This window comes from Bacillus nitroreducens (assembly GCF_964021195.1).
This window is the reverse complement of sequence record NZ_CAXHYI020000003.1, coordinates 3,416,724-3,435,589: the sequence shown is the minus strand read 5'-3', so window position 1 is coordinate 3,435,589 and position 18,866 is coordinate 3,416,724. Positions and strand designations below refer to the sequence as shown.

General features: G+C 37.0%; 16 protein-coding genes. 5 read left to right on the top strand and 11 right to left on the bottom strand.

All coding sequences use genetic code 11. The annotated features are described in order from the left end of the window. Window positions 1–219: 219 nt before the first annotated feature. The 3 genes from ACWPVE_RS20665 to ACWPVE_RS20655 are packed head-to-tail and all read right to left on the bottom strand — an operon-like array spanning window position 220 to window position 3,375. Window positions 220–1,431: an ABC transporter permease gene (locus ACWPVE_RS20665; protein ID WP_453996666.1), complete on the bottom strand. Its 1,212-nt coding sequence runs from the start codon at window positions 1,429–1,431 to the stop codon at window positions 220–222. Continuing rightward, window positions 1,428–2,108, bottom strand: coding sequence for an ABC transporter ATP-binding protein (locus ACWPVE_RS20660; protein ID WP_453996665.1), 681 nt, complete (start codon window positions 2,106–2,108; stop codon window positions 1,428–1,430). Before ACWPVE_RS20660 ends, ACWPVE_RS20665 begins: the two co-directional genes overlap by 4 nt. Then, window positions 2,092–3,375 (bottom strand): efflux RND transporter periplasmic adaptor subunit, encoded by a 1,284-nt coding sequence (locus ACWPVE_RS20655; RefSeq protein ID WP_453996664.1) that lies wholly within the window; start codon window positions 3,373–3,375, stop codon window positions 2,092–2,094. The genes ACWPVE_RS20660 and ACWPVE_RS20655 overlap by 17 nt, the downstream gene beginning before the upstream one ends. Window positions 3,376–3,878: 503 nt before the next feature. Between ACWPVE_RS20655 and ACWPVE_RS20650 the strand changes: the two genes are divergently transcribed. Further along, on the top strand, window positions 3,879–4,511 hold the full coding sequence (locus ACWPVE_RS20650) for a LysE family transporter (RefSeq protein ID WP_453996662.1): 633 nt from the start codon (window positions 3,879–3,881) through the stop codon (window positions 4,509–4,511). 9 nt (window positions 4,512–4,520) lie between these two features. Here ACWPVE_RS20650 and ACWPVE_RS20645 read toward each other — a convergent pair whose 3' ends face one another. Next, window positions 4,521–7,010 carry a DEAD/DEAH box helicase gene (locus ACWPVE_RS20645; RefSeq protein ID WP_453996660.1) on the bottom strand — a complete coding sequence of 830 codons (2,490 nt, stop codon included), beginning with the start codon at window positions 7,008–7,010 and terminating at the stop codon, window positions 4,521–4,523. A gap of 147 nt (window positions 7,011–7,157) precedes the next feature. On the opposite strand from ACWPVE_RS20645, the gene ACWPVE_RS20640 reads away from it, so the two are divergent. The 3 genes from ACWPVE_RS20640 to ACWPVE_RS20630 all read left to right on the top strand — a co-directional run bounded on the left by ACWPVE_RS20640 (window position 7,158) and on the right by ACWPVE_RS20630 (window position 8,695). After that, a complete protein-coding gene (locus ACWPVE_RS20640; RefSeq protein WP_453996658.1) occupies window positions 7,158–8,306 on the top strand; it encodes a glycosyl hydrolase family 18 protein in 1,149 nt (382 codons plus the stop codon). Between the two features lie 53 nt (window positions 8,307–8,359). Then, on the top strand, window positions 8,360–8,494 hold the full coding sequence (locus ACWPVE_RS20635) for a hypothetical protein (protein WP_453996656.1): 135 nt from the start codon (window positions 8,360–8,362) through the stop codon (window positions 8,492–8,494). 63 nt (window positions 8,495–8,557) lie between these two features. Beyond that, window positions 8,558–8,695, top strand: a complete 138-nt coding sequence (locus tag ACWPVE_RS20630) for a hypothetical protein (protein WP_453996655.1) — start codon at window positions 8,558–8,560, stop codon at window positions 8,693–8,695. A gap of 30 nt (window positions 8,696–8,725) precedes the next feature. Here ACWPVE_RS20630 and glgA read toward each other — a convergent pair whose 3' ends face one another. The 4 genes from glgA to glgB are packed head-to-tail and all read right to left on the bottom strand — an operon-like array spanning window position 8,726 to window position 14,407. Then, window positions 8,726–10,162: a glycogen synthase GlgA gene (gene glgA, locus ACWPVE_RS20625; protein ID WP_453996654.1), complete on the bottom strand. Its 1,437-nt coding sequence runs from the start codon at window positions 10,160–10,162 to the stop codon at window positions 8,726–8,728. Window positions 10,163–10,180: 18 nt separating this feature from the next. Continuing rightward, window positions 10,181–11,287 (bottom strand): glucose-1-phosphate adenylyltransferase subunit GlgD, encoded by a 1,107-nt coding sequence (gene glgD / locus ACWPVE_RS20620; RefSeq protein ID WP_453996653.1) that lies wholly within the window; start codon window positions 11,285–11,287, stop codon window positions 10,181–10,183. Between the two features lie 25 nt (window positions 11,288–11,312). After that, window positions 11,313–12,467, bottom strand: a complete 1,155-nt coding sequence (locus ACWPVE_RS20615) for a glucose-1-phosphate adenylyltransferase (RefSeq protein WP_453996652.1) — start codon at window positions 12,465–12,467, stop codon at window positions 11,313–11,315. Next, window positions 12,464–14,407, bottom strand: a complete 1,944-nt coding sequence (gene glgB / locus ACWPVE_RS20610; RefSeq protein ID WP_453997670.1) for a 1,4-alpha-glucan branching protein GlgB — start codon at window positions 14,405–14,407, stop codon at window positions 12,464–12,466. Before glgB ends, ACWPVE_RS20615 begins: the two co-directional genes overlap by 4 nt. 523 nt (window positions 14,408–14,930) lie before the next feature. On the opposite strand from glgB, the gene ACWPVE_RS20605 reads away from it, so the two are divergent. Next, entirely contained in the window at window positions 14,931–16,283 is a 1,353-nt protein-coding gene (locus ACWPVE_RS20605) for an IS1182 family transposase (protein ID WP_453990053.1), read from the top strand. Window positions 16,284–16,417: 134 nt separating this feature from the next. Here ACWPVE_RS20605 and ACWPVE_RS20600 read toward each other — a convergent pair whose 3' ends face one another. From ACWPVE_RS20600 to ACWPVE_RS20590, 3 genes are all read right to left on the bottom strand, one after another. Continuing rightward, the gene (locus ACWPVE_RS20600; protein WP_453996651.1) at window positions 16,418–17,431 is read right to left on the bottom strand and encodes a glycoside hydrolase family 15 protein; all 1,014 of its coding nucleotides are present in this window, start codon (window positions 17,429–17,431) and stop codon (window positions 16,418–16,420) included. Between the two features lie 311 nt (window positions 17,432–17,742). Beyond that, complete coding sequence (locus tag ACWPVE_RS20595) at window positions 17,743–18,255, bottom strand: hypothetical protein (RefSeq protein WP_453996650.1); 513 nt, start codon at window positions 18,253–18,255, stop codon at window positions 17,743–17,745. After that, complete coding sequence (locus ACWPVE_RS20590; protein ID WP_453996649.1) at window positions 18,252–18,629, bottom strand: hypothetical protein; 378 nt, start codon at window positions 18,627–18,629, stop codon at window positions 18,252–18,254. The genes ACWPVE_RS20595 and ACWPVE_RS20590 overlap by 4 nt, the downstream gene beginning before the upstream one ends. Window positions 18,630–18,866: the final 237 nt, after the last annotated feature.

The following is an 18,866-nucleotide window of genomic DNA, read 5'->3' as shown; positions in this document are numbered from 1 at the left end:
TTTATATGTACAAAAGAAAATCAACTGAACATATAGGTCTGTCTTTAGGAACAAAAACTATGAATTCCACGACCATATGACAAGGTCTTAAGATTCACGTTGTGCGGGAGATATTCCTATTGAATGATGCTCTCCTCTATTAAATTTCGACATTCATTTCGATCATCCTTTAAGAAAATAGAAAAAGGCTGGAAAATATCCAGCCATTCTTCTAAAATCCTATTCATACCGCAAAGCATCAATTGGACTAAGTTTCGATGCTTTGTTTGCTGGTAGGATTCCAAATATAATACCAATAAACGCTGAGAAACCAACACCTATGATTACAATAAGTGGACTTACAGTTGCTGAAATTGGTGCAAAATTAGATACGATGATCGTTCCTAAGGTAGCTAGACCGATCCCGATCATACCGCCTAATGAAGTTAATGTCATGGATTCAATGAGAAATTGCAATAGAATGCGACCTCTTGTTGCCCCTAGTGCTTTTCGAAGGCCAATTTCTCTCGTTCGTTCAGTTACAGAAACGAGCATGATATTCATTACCCCAATACCACCTACTAATAAGGAAATACCTGCGATGCTTCCGATGACCAAGGTCATAATGTTAATAACTGTATCCAATTCCTGCTCATATTCAGAAAAGTCATTAACGGTATATATTCCGTCTTCGAGTTTTTTTGCTCGTGTTAGGGTATCTGCGGCAGAACGACCGATTTCTGAGATTCGTTCTGGATCATCTGCAACAATAGCCAATCGTTCAATTTCTAAATTTCCAAACATCATCGAAATTACTCCTCGAGGCATTAGCATTTCTCCTGATTCATTATAACGATATTGTTCAGGAATAGGAGATTCATAGACACCAATAAGCTTATATGGATTCCCATTCAGCTCGACGATTTCACCGATGATATCATCTTTCCCTTGAAAGAATTTATCTCTTGCAACCGTATCGATCATCACGACACGATTTCTTCCATCATTGTCTCGTGCATTAATAGGGCGTCCTTCGACAATGTGAATATCTCGGGCAGAAAAGAATTCAGGTCCAACTCCAGTGATCTCCATATCTCCCTGCTTATCATTGTAAGTCATAGGGCCCCATCCTTGGTTTGTCGCAATAACCGCCTTTACACCTGGTACTTGTGAAAGGGTATCAACGTCTTCAGAGGTTAGTTCAGGTTCCATCCAGAACATCTCTGATTCTTCCTCCCCCTCTTTAGGAATCGGCTGATACCAAAGATCGACCGCATTTTTTTCAAGACTAAAAAGCTCCTCAGTCATCTTAGATTTAGCACCTTGGCCGATGGCGACAATAATAATTACAGCAGCGACACCAATGATTATCCCAAGCATTGTTAAAATGGAACGTATTTTATGACTCCATATCGAGGATAATGCTACTTTAAAACTTTCTAATAGACTCATAGATTTCTCCTCTGATCATCCGTTATCAATCCATCCTTTAATGTGATAACCCTATTTGCATATGCAGCAATTTCTTCCTCATGTGTAACAATAATGACGGTTCTTCCCTCGTTATTTAATTGGACCATTAGCTCCATGATTTGTTCACTCGTTTTCGAGTCAAGAGCACCAGTAGGTTCATCTGCTAATACAATGGAGGGGTTGTTCACCAGTGCTCTTGCGATTGCAACCCTTTGCTTTTGTCCACCTGAGAGTTGGTTCGGCAAATGCTTCATGCGGTCTCCAAGTCCCACCTTGTCCAACATTTCCTTTGCCCGTTGGATTCGTTCCCGTTTTGGTATACCAGCATAGATTAAAGGCGACTCGACATTTTTCAATGCATTATGCCGAGGTAATAGAAAAAATTGCTGAAAGACGAATCCGATATGTTCATTTCGTAATTTGGCTAGTTTTTTATCCTTTACTAAACCGATTTCCTCATTATTTAATTCAAACGTCCCAGAAGTAGCTGTATCTAAGAAACCAATAATATTCATTAACGTTGATTTTCCTGAACCAGACGGTCCCATGATTGCAATAAATTCTCCATCTTCAATCGTTAAATCAATGCCATGTAAAACAGGTACCTCTAGGGCACCGTTCCCGTATACCTTTGTAATCTTACTCAACTTCATCAAAGGAGGTCACTTCCATTCCATCATACATGCTTTCATATGGAGCGATTACAATTTGTTCATCCTTTGTAATACCTTCTGTAATTTGGATAAACTCATCATTCATCGAACCTGTTTGAACTTCACGTCTTTGTAGGAATCCGTCCACTAGAACATACACAACTGATACTCCACCTTCATCTAAAATAGCGGTATGTGGTACGATTGGTAGAATTTCAGTTCCAGGAATTCGGATTTCTAATGAAACGTGAAAACCATGACGTAATTCTGATGTATCATCTGTAATCCCAACCTTGAATGGATACATGGTGACATTTCCGCCACCCATGCCATAAAATTCGCCGCCTTCTCCACCAGCGTCGCTCCCATCTGGGAATTGAGAAACAGATTCGATTATACCTTTCCACTCGCGGTCCTTATATACCTTCGGACGGACAATTACCTCTTGTCCTTGTTGAATCTTTACGGCATCAAACTCACTCATTGTGCCAATGACTTTATATGGTTTGTTGGAAATAATATGTATAACAGGTTCTGTTGCACCCGCTTCTGTTGTTGCAAGGTTCTTATTTACCTTCACAATCGTGCCATCAATCTTACTTACAACTGTCATTTCTTTTTTCTGGTTCGTGATTTCAGTAATTCTCTCGTTTGCAGCTGTAATTTCAGATTTCGTATTTTCATATTGTAGTTCCATTTGCACTTTTTCACTTGTAAGTTGGTTCACATCTTCAATAGGTACTTCTTCGACTTGTTCTTTTTCTACTTGTTCTTGGTCCGGATCTTCCTTCGTTTCAGTGGTCTCTGGTTTAGGCTTGTTTTTTTGTGCTTTTATCTTCTTTTTTGCTTCATCTATCCGTTTACCAAGTGATGCGATTTGACTTTGTTCTGTTTTAGCTCTGACCTGAATTAAGTCTCTTTCTCTAGTTGCCCTTGCTAACTCAGTGTCTAGCTTAGAAGTGTCATAGACAAATAGTGGTTCGCCAGCCTTAACCGTTTGGTTTTCTTCCACTTTATATTCCTTAATCGCTCCATGTTCTGGATTTAAGTATACCTTCTGCTCGCCTTCTGGAACAATCTGGCCTGTAACTAGAATGGTTTCTATCAATTCCTCTTCTTTAGCTTTCTGTACTGCTACGTTCATTTCATCGACTTGTTCACCTACAGATGCAAGGCTTTTCCCTTTTATGAAAAAGGAAACTGAACCAATGGCAATTGCGAGTACTCCCACAATCGACAAGACCCAAATGATAACTTTCTTTTTCTTCACCGAACTTCCCCCTATAGTTTCTAATTGGTTAGGTAAAATATCTCTAATTTCTACTTTCAATGAATGATAGTGAAAAGTGATGGAAAAAAATCCAAATTTTACCCTAATCATTAAGACGGCAAACTTTGCTAAAAGGTTTCATTATTTTACAAATATTTATAAAAAATTACAAAAAAAGATCAACTAGGCAAAACTAGTTGACTTTTTTATTGGCCTGGAATAAGTCTTTTCTCTTGAATCCCTGTACAAGTTCAATATCATTTCTTCACGTCTTTTTTGTTTCGTTGCTTCTTGCTTTGCACTGTATACAAAAACAGTCCAATCTTTCGGTAGCCTGTGTGTTGTTCTACATCTGTATATTTGATTTATTTGTAGATATCAACAATAGATGAATGAATACATTTCTTAGTTTACTTTGCTATTTTTTTTGGACAAACAGTAATACACTCTATCGTTTTTCATAAAATGTACAAGTTGTCATTTTGTGGATGGAGTGATTGCGTTTGAGTGTGACCATATTAATTAGTTATATCATTTTGGGTTTGACGCTGGCCGCTCCGATTGGTCCTGTTAACTCAGCACGATTAGATAAGGGAATAAAAAATGGGTTTTGGCATGCATGGGTGGTTGGTTTCGGTTCAATGATAGCAGACGCTATTTTCATGCTTGTGGTTTATTTGGGATTGGTTCATTTTCTTGAACTTCCACCTGTACAAGTGTTTTTGTGGTTATTCGGCGGTTTTGTACTTCTATATTCAGGATTTGAGAGTATGCTAGGGGCTAATTCGATTGAAATAGAATATAACCGAAACAAAGAATCTCTTCTAAAATGTTTTTTAACTGGGTTTGTCATGTCTATTACGAGTCCGTTATCGATATTATTTTGGCTAGGTATCTATGGCTCTGTCCTAGCGAAAACTGCCCAAGAAAATGGAACCAGTGATTTGCTTATTTATAGCTCCATGATTTTTCTTGGGCTTACACTTTGGGATGTTTTCGTAGCAGCACTTACCACTTTTTTTCGAAAGTTTTTAAATAGTATCGTTCTGACTTGGATTTCTCTTTTATCAGGTTTATCATTAATTGGTTTCGGGCTTTATTTTGCTTATCAAGGAATTCGAGCTATATTTGGATAAGAAATCATTTTAGATTCTACTTGGGCGCCTCTCGAAATAGCATTCATTACAAATGGCAAATGAAAAGCCGATTGGTAGGTTCTTTCCACAACGCTTACATACTCTCTTGGTGGATTGAATTCCAGATTTTAAATGTTCATGAATCTTATCACTTATTTCTTCCCTTACCCTTTCCCAGTAATGAGCTTCTGTCTGTTTTCCTATTTTATAAAGGAACAATAAGTGAAGGCCAACAGCTTTATAGGAAAGTTCAAGCTCTTCCAGTCCTGAGTCTTTAACGATGGGTTCAGGTAGTGGTATCCCATCTACAATTGCTTCTAGAGTCTTTTTCCATTGTGTCCTTAGGGATGGTTCATTTGATGAAAATGGTAAATGTAAAAAGCCATATAGGTCAGGTAATGAGAGTTTTGCCTCAATGATGGTATCTTCAACCAACTCATAAAGCATTCGCTCTTCATAAAGACTGGCCTTTTTTGTACCTTCTGGACTTTTAAATTGATCCCACAGATAAAAAAACATGCTCATTTTTCGAGAGTATTTTTGAAAACGTTCAAGGATCGCATTTGTCGGTGCGATAGCAAAGCCTTCAAGCGGAGCATCTTCTTGTTCCAAGAGACGTGTCATTGTTTTTATGTCACTCGTAAAGGCAACTTTTCCGATATCATAAATTCCTCGTCTTCCCGCTCGTCCTGCAATTTGCTTTACTTCCTGCGAGGTTAATAACCTTCTTCTCGTACCATCGAATTTATCATTTTCTAAAAACACAATCCGCCTAATCGGTAGGTTCAATCCCATTCCAATCGCATCGGTTGCAACAATTACAGTTGTTTCGCCATTATTAAATCGTTGAATCTGTTTTTTGCGTGTTTCTGGTGGCATACTACCGTAGATCATACTCACTCGACGTCCACTTCTCTGGAGTTCAGCAGCTGTCTCAAGGACTCTTCTTCTTGAAAAACAAACCAACGCGTCTCCTTTTTTTGTCTGGTTTAAACGAAATAGTTGTGGCTCGATTTCTAATGGCACATCTCGGTGATACTCATGTACTTCCACATTTGAATTTCCAAGTAGCTGAAGTATCATCCATTTTGCATGAAAACTACAAATGATGTGAACCTCGTTTGCATTTGCAGTAGTAATTGCTTTATACCACGAGAAACCACGATCCTTATCCGCAATCATTTGGGCTTCGTCAATGACAACCACATCGTAAAAGTCTTTCTCTCTAAGCATTTCAACGGTTGCTGAAAGATGATTAGCGCCTTCGACAACTTTCTCCTCTTCCCCTGTTTTTAAGTTACAAGCAATCCCTTCTTCATTCAATGTTTCATAAATCTCAAGTGCCAATAATCGTAATGGGGCTAAATAGATCCCGCTGTCTGCTTCTTTCATTCTCTGGATGGCTTGAAAGGTCTTTCCTGTATTCGTTTCGCCTACATGTAGAACATACTGGATATTTTGCCCAGGTGATAAATTGTAAGCACGTCCGAAGATATCTTCGATCATCCTACGTTCTTCTTCTTTTTGACGCCTTAGTTCTTCTTTTTCCTTTTCCGCTCGTTCTCTTCTTTCGGTAATATCCTTTTCAAATAAGATCCGATGTGTTTCCAAATCGAATGGAATATCTATAAGCTTGACAAGGTCTGGTACGTATTCTTCTACTAGATCTTCAAATAAGTCATCACGTATATCTAAAAAATTTTCATATGCCGCTTCTTGTAAGAATACATCCGTCAATGGTTCTTTAAAGCTGTTCATACATTCTTCGAACATATGTTTTGGAAGGTGAGATTTAAGCCAATTTGGACCGAAATCCATTAACTGCTGTAATATGATGTCCTCATATTGCTCAACTAGATCTTCATGATAGAAATAACGATTATGGGCAAGTTCTGTTTCTTCGTAAAGATAGGAAGCAAATGTGATATCATCAGAGGATAAAACCGTTCCCTTTTGTTCAATCTCAATGGCTAAATGACTCCCAAGTAAATAACGAATCTTTAAATAGAGTTCGTCGTAATGCTCATTTAGGATTTCATTTAGATAATAATGAAGTTTGAGCATGAATTTTCTCTTGTTTTCGCGTTCCTCTTTTTTCCTAATTCGGGCTTCATACTCCGTTCTTGCTGATAGATAGTTTTGTTTCCATTCCTCAGGTTGATTTGCATATTTTACTTCTAGCCATCCAATTAAATCATAAGATTCAACATCCCGTATCTCAGATCTAAATAATTTATTTAAGAGCTTTTTCCCAACCCCTTCTACGTCAAAATCATGCTCGACTAGATAGGCCTTTTTCTCTGAAATAGTTGCCTGGGTCGCTGTATTCAGCCAAGCGTTAAGCCAGATTTGTTCGATGAAAGCCCCACGTTCACGTAAATATTGCTCAAATGAAGGGACCGTTTCTTTTTGTTCTAAGTAATGATGGATATCATCCATCACCATCTGTTTTGCACGTGCAATTGCTTGATTAAAGTATTGTTCAAGTTGGATGCTCATTTCATTACTCCTTATCAACAAGACCTATAATGTTTAGTTTACTTATGTCTCAAAAAAATATGTTTTTATAAGGATGATATTACCACAACTCTATATGTAATCCTTTTGTTACAATTTGAAGATAATGAAAATCAGGAGGACAACATTATGAACAAGCGATATATTATCCTTCTTTTTTTATTGGTTCTATTTGGTGCTGGTTACTTAACAGGTGCATGGTTAACAAGCGAAAAACAACAGGAAATGAAAATAGGTAGTGAAGTACCTTTATCATCAAAACCTCCAAAACCAAAAGAAACACCGAAACTGGATAAAATACAGTCAAAGGTACTGATTGGATATGTACAGGATTTTCGCGATCCTAATCAAATAGATTACTCGAAGCTCACACATCTTGTTTTTTCCTTTGTTCATCCAACAAAGGATGGACATGTCTTGTTTACTGGTGACCATGCTGTTCAAAACCTGAGAAAAATGGTCGAGAATGCACATCAACATGATACAAAGGTTATGCTAGCTGTTGGTGGCTGGTTCCATATGAATGGTGGCGAATCCTATGATTATTTTTCAGCTGCATTGGCCAATAGAGAATCTCAAGCCAGACTCGTAAATGAACTCAATGACATTGTAGAACGGGAAAACTTAGACGGAATTGATATTGATTTTGAACATCCGCGTACAGATGCCGATGCCCAGAATTTGAATACGTTTATGAAATCGTTAAGTGAACAAATGCATGCTAACAATAAGGAGCTATCCATTGCGGTTCATTCAAAAATTCACGGACAAACCTTAACCGAGCTTGCATATGTAAAATATGAGACAGACATGTTTCAATCAATAGATTATGTAAACATTATGGCATATGATGGGCAATGGGACGGTGGTTATCATGCTGAGAATTTATCACCCTATCCTTTTACCGAAAGTATCGTTGCCTACTGGTCAAAGTTGTTTGACACACACAAATTGGCCAAGAGCAAACTTGTCTTAGGTGTCCCACTTTATGCACAGCCAGAAGACCCTAATAGTAAGCAACTCTCTTATGATGCTATTGTAAAGGTGAATCCAGCAAATGCAGAACATGATACAGTCAATCTGAACGGTACAACCTATCATTATAACGGACAAGTAATGATGTCCAGGAAAACGAAGTTAGCATTAAATCACGGATTTGGTGGCATGATGATGTGGGAACTAGGTCTTGATACACCAGGTGCTGACAGTATAGCAAACAGACTATATGATTCTCTGACTACTACAAATGTCAATAAATATTACACACTAAAGAAATAATATTTGTCATGTAATTTCATTTTTCAACCATCCTATCAAATGGAGGTGAAAACATGGCAAATCGTAATCCAGTTGAATTTACTGGGAAAGTGTTAGATAAAAGAAATACATTAACAGGTCCAGATGATGCAGGAAAAGTAGGCCATCCGAAACGTCCTGGAAATGTACCAATCCAAAAAGAACAATAAAGTATGAAATAAACCCATTCATTCTGGGGAAGATAACCCTATACTGATTGGAGGAGTTTCCCGATGAATGATCACAATGAAGAAAGCTTACATTCTAATGATAATCCTCTTCGTGAACGAATGAAGAAAAGGAATCCAACAGACTTTAGTAGTTCTTCCTTAAGACGAATTGCACTGACACAATTGAGCCGAAAACGGTAAAAAACGTTAGGGTTGCCCCTAACGTTTTTCTTATACGAATACTGGAAGTAGTTGTTCGTAAAGCTTCAAATATTCTTTTGATGAAGCAGCCCAGCTGAAATCAAGTTTTAATGCACGTTCAGATAATTCTTTCCATTTCTTAGGTTGGAAACGGTAGAACCAAATGGCACGCTCAATGGTATATAACATGTCATGCGCATTGTAATTTGCAAAGCTGAACCCATTTCCTTGGTCAGTGAATTCATTATATGGTTGAACTGTATCCCTAAGTCCTCCTGTTTCCCTTACAAGTGGGAGAGTACCATAGCGGAATGCTAGTAATTGACCAATCCCACAAGGCTCAAATTTTGAAGGCATTAAAAATAAATCTGAACCAGCATATATTTTTCGTGATAGTTTTTCGTCAAAAAAGATGTTTGTCGATACTTTTGTTGGATATCGGTATGCTAATTCTCGAAATGCATCTTCATATTGGCTATCTCCTGTACCTAGTAAAACAAATTGTACATTTTGGTTTAGAATCTCCTCAAACACATGTAAAACAAGGTCAATCCCCTTTTGTTCGACAAGTCGGGTAATCATGGAGATCACGGGAATCTCAACGTTTACAGGCAGGCCGAGGTGCTCCTGTAAAGCCAGTTTGTTTTGTATTTTTCCTTCATATGAATGGAATGTCGAAAAAATTGCTTTGTCAGTAGCGGGATTATATTCTTCTTCATCAATCCCATTCACAATTCCATATAATTCTTCATTTCGCTTTCGCAAAAATCCATCTAATTGTTCTCCATAATAAGCTGTCTGAATTTCCTGAGCATAGGTAGGACTAACGGTTGTAATCGTATCACTAAAGGAAAGTCCAGCTTTCAAATAACTTATATTTCCGAAAAATTCAACTCCATCAATATGGAAATAGCGATCACTCACATCTAGTAAATCACTTAATACTGATTTCGGGAATACCCCTTGATAACGTAAATTATGAATTGTAAATACAGTCTTAATCCCTTGATAATCTGGATGATTCGAATAATGGGCATCTAACAAAAGTGGAATGGGTCCTGCTTGCCAGTCATGACAATGTATGACATCTGGTTTCTGTCCAAGATACGGAATGGCCTCTAGCACCGCCCTTGAGAAAAAGGCAAATCGTTCCCCATCATCATAAAAGCCGTAACTACCATGGCGTTTAAAATAATATTCATTATCTAAAAAATAATAGCAAATTCCGTTATGAACTAATTTTTCAATTCCACAATATTGTTTACGCCATCCTAATGGAACTTCAATAATTCGTTCCAGTACAAGTTGTTCTTTATATTTTTGTGCTAAATCCCCATATTTCGGTAAGATGACATCTACGTGTACACCTTCCTGTAGTAATGCATTCGGAAGAGCACCGATTACATCTCCTAGTCCGCCTGTTTTTATAAATGGAGCACATTCTGATGCTGCGAATAGTACGTTCATGATTATCCCCCATTAAAGTTAAATAATATCAGCTTTTTTAATTACAGTTGGGCTAAACTCCCCAATGATTGTTTTTTCAGAAGTGATGTTTACTTGTTTATCTGTTATAACATTGTCAAGATATGAACCTTCGTCAATGACACTCTTTTGCATAATAATACTATTTTTAACAATTGCCCCTTTGCGGATTTTTACACCACGGAATATGATACTATTTTCAACTGTTCCCTCAATATCACTTCCGTTCGCAATCAGTGAATTGCTAACATTAGACGTTGTCGAGTATTTAACTGGAGGTTCATGCTTTGTCTTCGTATAAATCTCCCAGTTGTCAAAGAAAAATTCTTTTGTTACTTGCGGATTTAAGAATTCCATATTCGTTTTATAATAACTTGAGATGGAATGAATAAATGGCATATATCCTTCAAAATGATAGCTATTAACCTGGAGACGAGGTAAATTTGCCTTGACTAAATCACGTATAAAATCATATTCTCCATTTTCATAGCATTTCTTAATAAGCTCCATTAACAATTTCTTTGAAAATACAAAGGTTTCCGTACAAATAGGATCCCCCTGTTTTGGAGCTGTATAGAGCTCTATATTCGTCACTTGCTCCTCTGCATTTAGACAGCATGTATGATAGATCGGCTTATCAACTGGCTCCCCATCAAATTTCTTATATACAATCGTGACGTCTGCCCCGCTCTCTCTATGGCTTTTAATCACGTCGTTAAAGTTAATTTTATAGACATGATGTCCTGGAGATAAAATGACAGTGTCTTCATGTGATCGTTTGAAAAATTCAAGATGATCATAAAGCTGTTGAATGTCACCCACTATACTTTTGTCGGAGTGAATGGGCGGTAAGATAAATAGCCCCCCATTTCTTCGATCAAGGTCCCATTCCTTGCCATTTCCTAGATGATCCATAATGGAACGGTATTTGTCCTTTGTAAAAATAGCCACTTTTTTAATTTGGGCATTAATAAAATTGGACATCGTAAAATCGATTAATCGATATCTTCCTCCGAATGGTACGGCTGCCAAACAACGATGCTGTGTTAGTTCTTTTAAATATTGCTTATCGTTTACTAAATTTATTACACCAATTACACGTTCCAATCCCATCTCTCCTACCTGTTTGTTATTATTTGCTTACTGTTAATGGTCTTACATTGGTTTTGTCCCCAACTAGTGTGATGGCAGCGTCAGGGGCATCTGATCCAATATGTGCTCCATCTGGGATAGATAAATCATTTGCAATAATGGCTTTGTGAATGGTCACATTTTTTCCAATTTTAGCATTTGGCATGATGACAGAATCTTTTATGATTGAGTTCTCTCCAACGTGTACATTGTAAGACAGTACGGAGTGATCAATCGTACCATGTACAATACAGCCCTCATTAATTAAAGATTGGGAAATCTTTGCGGCTGATGAAATATATTGTGGCGGATGAGTGGCAATTCCAGTAAAGAATGGCCAGCTAGGGTCATGTAAATCAAAGCCTGGTGCATCATCTAACAAATCCATATGTGCTTCCCATAGGCTATCAATGGTCCCAACATCTTTCCAATAACTATCAAATTGATAGGCATATAATTGATTATTATCAGTTAGTAATTTAGGTATAATGTCTTTTCCAAAATCATTGGAAGAATGAATATCTGCTTCATCTTCTATTAAATACTGCTTTAATAGTTTCCACTTGAATAGGTAAATCCCCATTGAAGCGAGGTTGCTTTTTGGATTTGCTGGTTTTTCATCAAATTCTACAATTCTATTTTCATCATCGGTATTCATAATTCCAAAGCGACTTGCTTCCGCCCATGGAACTTCAATAACCGCGATTGTCGCATCCGCATCTTTTTCAAGGTGAAAACGAAGCATCTTACTATAATCCATTTTGTATATATGGTCGCCCGATAAAACGACAACATATTCTGGGTCATATTGCTCAATATAATGAATATTTTGGTAGACTGCGTTAGCAGTTCCTTTGTACCAATCCCCACCATTTTTTCCAAGGTATGGTGGTAAGACTGTTACTCCCCCATTGTTCCGGTCTAAATCCCATGGACGTCCATTGCTTACATAATTATTAAGTACATGTGGACGGTATTGGGTTATAACACCAACTGTATCAATACCTGAATGAGTACAATTACTTAAAGGAAAATCTATAATTCGGTATTTTCCACCAAACGGAACAGCGGGTTTGGCCAGGGTAGTTGTTAATTCCCCCAATCTTGACCCTTGACCACCTGCTAATACTACTGCAATCCACTTTTTTGACCTCATTTTACGACGACACCTCTTTTTCGCTTTTTTGTCTGTTTTCTAAAAATACTTATTGCTAAAGGTGGAACTTTAATTGTCATGCTATATGGTTGATTATGCGCTGGTGTCTTATCAACTGGAATTGGATCCGCATTAACCTGACCAGAACCTCCAAACTGCTCTAAATCACTGTTAAACATTTCGATATAATTTCCAGTAGAAGGGACACCAATGCGATAATTTTCATAGACTTCAGTAGAAAAATTACACACGATGATGGAATAATCACCTTTTCTTTTTCCATGTCTCATAAATGTAATCACAGATTGTTCGTGGTTATCTGGATCAATCCATTCGAACCCTTCTTGTTCATGATCCACTCTCCATAAACTAGAATTCATGAGATAGTAATGCTGAAGTTCTTTAAAGTAGGTCTGAAGCTTTTTATGAGAATCATAATCTAGCAGCATCCAATCTAGCTCCTCAAGCTCCTTCCATTCTGAAAATTGGCCAAACTCTCCACCCATGAAAAGAAGCTTTTTCCCTGGATGTGTCATCATGTATCCAAATAACAATCGGAGGTTAGCAAACTTTTGCCAGTAATCACCTGGCATTTTATCTAATAGGGATTTCTTCCCATGGACAACATCATCATGGGAGAAAGGTAATACAAAATTTTCTGAAAATGCATAGAAAAAAGAAAACGTTAATAAATTATGATGATAACGTCTGTCTGCTGGGTGTAAACGCATGTATTTAAGGACATCATTTACCCAGCCCATATTCCATTTATAATTAAAGCCTAATCCACCTTCATAGGTCGGTGCTGTCACAAGAGGATAGTCAGTTGCCTCTTCTGCCATCATTAATACTCCTGGATGTCTTTTAAACATGGCTTCATTTGCTTTTTTAATAAAATCAATGGCTTCTAGGTTTTCTTCACCACCAAATTGATTAAAAAGCTTCTCTTGTTGCGGGTTATCATGGTTAAGGAAGATTAACGATGATACTGCATCGACTCGAAAGCCATCAATATGATAGACATCCATCCAAAAAGCTAGATTAGAAAGTAAAAAACTATGAATCTCTGGTTTTGTAAAATCAAAGCTATATGTGCCCCATAAAGGTCGGTCTGCACGTCTTGAATCAACTGGCTCATAAAGTGGTGTTCCATCAAATCGGCCTAATCCATGCTCGTCACGGCAAAAATGTACTGGAACCCAATCTAAAATAACACCAATGCCATTTTGGTGACATTGGTCAACAAAATACATAAGGTCTAATGGACTTCCATATCTACTAGTTACGGAGTAGAAACCTGTTATTTGGTAGCCCCATGACAAATCAAAAGGATGTTCCATAATTGGCATTAATTCAATATGTGTAAATCCGTGCTCTATACAATAATCTATAACTTCGTCAGCGAGTTCACGATATGTATAAAAGCTGCCATCCTCTTTCTTTTTCCAAGAACCAGCATGTAATTCATAAATGAGCATTGGATTATTATAGGAATCGGCTTTGTCTCGATTTCTTATCCATTTTTTATCATTCCACTCAAACTGGTCTAGTCTGGTCACAACTGATGCTGTATTCGGCCTTACTTCTGAAAAGAATGCAAAGGGATCCGCTTTTAGTTTCTTTTCACCATTTGCAGTGGTGATCTCATATTTATAAAGATCACCTTCTTTTAAGCCTGGAATAAACCCAATCCAGACTCCAGAGTTTGGGATCATTTCAAGTTCATGATTACTTCCCTCCCAGTTGTTAAAATCCCCGACGACTGACACTGCTTTAGCATGTGGGGCCCATACCGAAAAGCGAACACCATCTTTTCCTTTATAGGACATGATGTGGGCACCAAGCATATTGTAGGCTTCTAATAAAGTTCCCTCATGAAACAAATATAGATCAAATTCACTTGGGAAAAGTTCAATCTCTTTTTCAGCGATTGAATTCATCATGGTATCCTCCTTTTGATATATGTAATGAGAACGTTAGTAATACCAATAATTTTAGCTTTTTGTATGAAATCTTCGTAAAACGAAGATAGGCATTACTGTTTCACTATATTATATTAATTCGTCCATAAGCTAAAATATTCCTTTAGCGAATAATGTTTTTTATTGTCGTAATTGGTAGAAACAGCAAAAAAATATTATTTTGATGAAGATAAGATATTGAAATCGCTTACATTAAAATATTGATTAATGTGAGTTTTTTACAATTATTCACAGAAATGAGTTATATTAGAATAACATTATATCCATAGTGGTAATCGCGTTATTTATTATATTAATATAACTTGGTGGAAAAGGCTTATCTTTATGAGGAATAATAAATGGTTTATCACAAAAAAAAAGCTGCATTTGCAGCTTCAGGCTGTCGAGAAAGTCTCGACAGCCTTTATTCTTTTGATACACTTTACTAATTCACCGCATTAATATGTTATAATATAGTTAATAAATTAGGGTTGGTGATATTGTGTTAAATACTAGGGAAAATACACAAAATGAAATTGAATTTGTATCAATTGACGAGCTTGTTCCAGATAACCATCTGTTACGAAAAATAGATAAATACATAGATTTTTCTTTTATAATTGAGAGAGTAAAACCTTACTACTCTGAAGATAATGGTCGACCTTCGATCGACCCTCTTGTTCTTTTTAAAATGATGTTTATTGGATATTTTTATGGTATCCGTTCCGAAAGACAACTTGAACAAGAGATAAAACTTAATGTCGCATATCGTTGGTTTTTAGGTCTCAGATTTAAAGATCCTGTACCACATCATTCCACAATAAGCTGGAATCGCCATAAGCGTTTTAAAGATACAGACATCTTCCAAGAAATCTTTGATGAAATTGTTCTTCTTGCAATGAATCACAAAATGGTTGGCGGAAGAGTCTTATTTACGGACTCCACTCATCTCAAAGCTAATGCGAATAAACATAAATTTACAAGGGAAGAAGTTGAAGTAGAAACTCGTGAATATTTAAATGAGTTAAATAAGGCAATTGAAGAAGATCGTGCTGAACATGGAAAAAAGCCTTTAAAGGAAAAGGAGGAGGTGAAAGAAACAAAAGAGATTAGAGTAAGTACCACAGATCCAGAAAGTGGGTTTATGTCGCGAGACAATAAGCAAGAGATGTTCTGTTATTTAGACCATCGGACAACAGATTTGAAGTTTAACATTATAACTGATGCATTCGTAACTCCAGGTAATGTCCATGATTCAATACCATATCTTAGCCGTTTAGATCGTCAAATCTTACGATTTAACTTTAATGTGGAAGCTGTTGCTCTTGACTCTGGATACTTAACTAATCCGATTTGCAAAGGATTATCAGATCGTAAGATCTTTGGAGTTATTGCCCATAGAAGGTATCAACCAACAAAAGGACTCTTTCCAAAATGGAAGTTTAAATATAATAAAGAAAATGACATTTATGTTTGTCCAAATAGCGAGGAACTAACATATCGTTCAACTACAAGAGAAGGTTACCGAGAGTACAAGTCAGATCCCAAGAAATGTTCAACCTGCCCTCTTCTTGAACAATGCACTAGATCCCAGAATAAGCAAAAAGTTGTTACTCGTCATGTTTGGGAAGATCATAAAGATAAGGTGAGGCTAAATCGCCTCTCTCCAGAAGGGAAAATTCTTTATAAGTTTAGAAAAGAAACCGTAGAGCGAAGCTTCGCAGACTCAAAAGAGCTGCATGGGCTTCGCTACTGTAGGTTACGGGGAATTAAAAATGCTAGTGAGCAGGTATTACTTACAGCAGCCTGCCAGAACATGAAAAAGATTGCCAACCACCTAGCCAAGCAAGGCTAGATGGTTGGGAGTGATATTTTCAAGATTTTTGATAAAGAATAATGTCAACTTACAACTACAAAAACCACCGAAAACAAAAAGTGTAGAGAAAAAATACCCCTTTCTCTACACTCTGAAGCTGCATTTGCAGCTTTTTAAGATATCTTTTGTTGAACCATATCTTCTATTTTAGTTAGGAAAATATAGGACATTGCGACCGACCATGCTAATGGAGTATTTCCATTTGGTCTATTTGTTCCCCCAACATAGAGTTCAGGGACTTCCCAATTATCAGGTACTATCCGTTTTGTTTTTTCAATGTATTCACTTGCTTTATTAAATTGACCTAATTCTAGATAACAAAGTCCTAACCATGGGAAACCAAAACACCATTCGGCTTCGCTACCTTCATTATAATATTGATCATTCTCATAGCGGATGACACCATATGTCCGCTCTAACTTTGAGGAAACGGTTTCAACAATTTTCAGCGCAGTGTCGCGTTCCACTACCCTGTATGGGAAGACAAGCGAGAGCAGTGCTAAATCAGTGTCTTTTGTTTCACTCTCTCTAGGTAAGAGGTTTCGGAGAGCTTCTTCTCCTTTTTTAATGAGATCATCTTTCACATTTACAAGGATTTTCACGGCATTTAGTCCAGCAACACACGCTCCTATACTTGAAGCATGGACTTCCATGTTTTCCTCCCACATCCCATTGTCTTTTGCCTGCCAGTATTGAAGACATTCTAGATAGTCAACGAGTTTTTGAACAATTTCTATATCTTTTTTATCACGGATTACTTTTTGCCCGAGTCGGTATCCTTCACCAATTCCCCATAGAAACGCGCCTATTGCGTCGTTTTGAGCATGCCCCCATTCCACAGGCAGTTCTTTAAGTTCTGTAGAATACCTTGAATGGATATATTCAAACAAATAGATTGGTTTTTGTTTCCGATGGATATCAATCTTCCACTCATATGTTCGAAACATATCAAGTAACGCATGGTAAGCCTTCGCATATCTTTCAGATGGTTCATTAATGAAAGGAAGAACGGTATATACTATATCTCGAATCCATACATAACTATAATCATTTGATAAACTTGCTGTGTAAGCACCATTTGATAAACGCATACGGTCAAGAACCTGAATTGCTTTATTGGTATACATTTCGTATCACCCCATTAGCTTATTTATTATCATTCATTCTTGACAACAATCATATTTATAAAACAGTCAAAATCCAATTTATGGTCATTTCACAATTTTATTTTTAAATTTTATCTTTACTCTATACTATGTAAGCAAAGTCAAAATGATAACAATTGTCTATATTTTGTGAGAAATACCTACTTTTTGTGCCTATTATCGCCCGAATTTTCTTGTTTCACAAAATGTTTCACGAAAAATGTCCAAAATTCTTGAAAAAGAAAAAGACCAAATGATTCATTCTCCAATGAAATTTGGTCTTTCCTGTTGACTTACTTATTATTAAAGATGGTTGAAATAATCTCATCTGTTGTCATATTGCTGTTGATTTCAAAACTGCCAAGCTTTAAGTATTTTGCAACACCTTTTTCTTCTACTAAATAGGCAAAATCCCATGCATCCCCACTAATAATATTTGCTGAGATAAGGGCTTTACCTACCTCATAGCTTGTCATACCTTCTGAAACGGTTATAACTGTGGTATGAACTTCTGGCTCAGTTGGTTCTTCCTGGGTTTCTTCCTTAGTAGTGTCAGCTTTTTCTTCTTTTTGTGGTGCTTCTGCTTCTACAGGATTTTTTGCTTCAGCAATTGCTTGGTTCCACTCTTCTTCTGTTTGTACGACATAGCCTTCAGTGATTAGACGGCTTTTTAATTCCTCAATCGATGTTTTTTCCTCAGCTTTTGTACTTTTTGCTTGTTCTGGCCCAAAAAAATAAACAACTGCACAAACTGCTGTTGCAAGGAAAAGCCCAGAAGCAAAACTAGTCAATATTTTAGCATTCATTGGGCAACTTTTCTCCCTTCCGTTTGTTTCATAAAAGGAGAAAGCATGGATTGAATATCAATTTCACTTAATTGCTTCTCATCTGCAATACTTGCAATTGAGTATCCTCTTTTATATAAATCGAGGACATCACGAAGCAGTTCTCGCTGTGTTTGATCAGTCGTGTCAATACCTGTTTGGTTAGCAAGTATTTCGTTGTCGAGCTCAAGTTTCCTCATTTGCTGTTGAAGCTTGTTGATTTCTTCCATGAATGTAACTGAATATAATTCAAGCTCTCGCTGCTCTGCCTTTTTTGCCTTTTTCGTAAGAGTATAGGATAAAATGAGCATCCCTGCTGCTATCCCAAACAATATGACTAACGCCCATTCCATCATTGGACATCATCCTTTCAAAACTTATTATCTTACATCAGATTATTATACAATGAAATAGGACAAATTTCGATGGGATTCGATAAATTCCTTCGATAGTCAGTGTGAATGGAAGAAATTAACGAGAGGAAAATAAGGTTTCACTCCTTTTGTCCTATGTACTTTGGCTATTTGGTGTTGGTTCATTTTTTTGGCTAACCAACCAGTCAATATTGGAAATAAAAAAGATGCCCCATTAGC